The sequence below is a fragment of the Leptolyngbya sp. FACHB-711 genome, assembly GCF_014695615.1.
Taxonomy (GTDB): domain Bacteria; phylum Cyanobacteriota; class Cyanobacteriia; order Elainellales; family Elainellaceae; genus Leptolyngbya_A.
Genome location: NZ_JACJOR010000470.1, coordinates 1 through 1,996 on the forward strand (window position 1 = coordinate 1; position 1,996 = coordinate 1,996).

A 1,996-nucleotide genomic window follows, 5' to 3' on the forward strand; every position below is an offset into this window, starting at 1 on the left:
AGTTTGGGCAACGCGGATGTAATAAGTCGAACCGTAGTCAATGAGGCGCTGGGACAGAGCTTCGGTTGCAGTTCCAGGATTGGCAGAAACCCCGATCGAGTTACGGTTGCGATCGAACAGTTCCAGAGTGGCATCGCTACTGAGCCCGGTCAAAGTCAAGTTCATCGTTCCTGGCGCAGGCAGCCTGAACCGGATGTAATCGGTCGGATCGCTGTTGCCGACAAAATCGCTGATGCTGTTTGTTACTGCGCCTACCAGCGGCGTTGCAGCCTCAAAAGAATTGCCGAAACGATCGCCCTGCGGAGTCTCCGAAGCGGTCAGCCGATAGCGGGTATCATTGCTCTTTCGCTTGAGCTGCACGCGCACGTAGTAAGTTCCCGGCTCCAGCGAAATATCATTCAAATTTTCCACTTTGCGCCCGCTTTTTCTGGAGGAAGCGAAAGCACGACCGTTTTGATTAACCAGAAACAAGTCCGCATTTGCCCCTCGCCCCAAATCCCGCAACGAGACACTGAAGCTGCTTCTCGTACCGATCTCCAATCTCCAGACGTCAATCAAATCTTTGGAGCTAAGGCTTTGTTTGACACTGGTGGACGTATTACCGATCGCCAGCAATCGCGCACGGCCTAAGGTACTTCCCGGATCTTTTGCACTTCCCGAATTCTTTGCCATGAGCCTCCCTCCTGCAACGTGGGCTTAATCATTACCCAAATTAGTCTCAAATTAGCAGAAAAGATGCAGGTGCCTTCAATCTTCTAAGCATTCTAGGAATAATCAACCGTGGCAGCCTTGAACCTTTTCCATTCGTATCTCAAGTTGTCTACCTTTTTTATCATCAGATTTTATTTGATCATTCCTGGTTTAGCCGGAAACAGAATCCAAGGCAAAGCACAACATTAAACCCAATCTAATAGAATTGCTTTCCCGCAAGACGAAAACCCATTGTATTAAGTGTATTAAATGACGTGAAATGAGTTAATTTCCCGTTGTCAAGGATTTGCTTGAGGACTTGCTTGAGGATTTCCCGGAGGACTCCCTTGGGGATTCACGCTCCGCGATCAAATGCAATAGCTGCTTGACTTGCGTGATCTCTGGTGTAACATCTACATCGGCTAATCGAGACGCTTGCAGGAGCCGGAGCCAGTAGTAGGTTTCACGAGCTTCCTGCTTGGCAATATCGATTTGTTTTGACTGCTGCGGAACTGGAGCCACAAAAGCTTCTTCAATCAACAAGCCAATGCGCGTCCCGCTTCTAAGCAACTGAGGGGAAATGATTAGCTCTTGTCTTGCCTGGAGCTTTTTGTAGAGCCGGACAATGCTAAGGGCAAACTCAAAGCTCTGCTGTTGGAGGCTGTCATCCATATGCCCATCCATACGCTGCTTCGATAGCGGTCAGGATTCATAACAATCACGCGATCGAAACCGGAAACACCCAATCTTGATACTCTGGAGCGCGATTTTCAGTGATGGCAGTCAGTTTTTCTCTTAGTTTCAGGGTGATGGGGCGATCGACAGGCAGCTTATAGTTTTCGATTCTGGAGACAGGCGCAACTTTTGCAGCCGTGCCGCTCAGGAAGACTTCATCAGCGATGAACAGTTCAGTTTTATCAACCGGTCGTTCAACGACGGGAATGCCAAAATTACGGGCGATCGTCAGCACGCTATCGCGGGTAATACCCTCCAGGATGTCCTGATCGAAGCCAGGAGAAATAATGGTTCCATTTCGCACTACGAAGATATTCATGCCAGATGCTTCGCTGACTTTGCCCTGAGAGTTGAGTAAAATGGCCTCATCAAAGCCAGAATCCACTGCTTCGGTTTTTGCCAGGGAGGAGGTGATATACGCACCGCTCACTTTGCCGCGCAGAGGCAGGCTGCGGTCTTCCTGACGATGCCATGAGCTAATCCGACAGGTCACCCCTTCGGGGGACAGGTAATCGCCCAACTCTAAGCCGTACACAAAAAAGTCTTTGTCAATATTGTGCAGGCGAGGGGC

3 protein-coding genes are annotated in these 1,996 nt (G+C 49.6%); all 3 read right to left on the reverse strand.

The window, feature by feature from the left end:
- A partial coding sequence (locus H6F80_RS21810) for a PPC domain-containing protein (RefSeq protein ID WP_190793634.1) occupies positions 1-672 on the reverse strand: 672 nt, incomplete at its 3' end.
- A 303-nt stretch (positions 673-975) separates the two neighbouring features.
- Positions 976-1,362, reverse strand: coding sequence for a four helix bundle protein (locus H6F80_RS21815; protein ID WP_190793635.1), 387 nt, complete (start codon positions 1,360-1,362; stop codon positions 976-978).
- Between the two features lie 46 nt (positions 1,363-1,408).
- On the reverse strand, positions 1,409-1,996 hold a 588-nt coding region (locus H6F80_RS21820), incomplete at its 5' end, for an aminotransferase class IV (protein ID WP_190793636.1).

Bases quoted from the DNA above. Each gene is read 5' to 3' on its own strand.
- H6F80_RS21815 (WP_190793635.1), bottom strand. From the start codon at position 1,362: ATGGATGACAGCCTCCAACAGCAGAGCTTTGAGTTTGCCCTTAGCATT.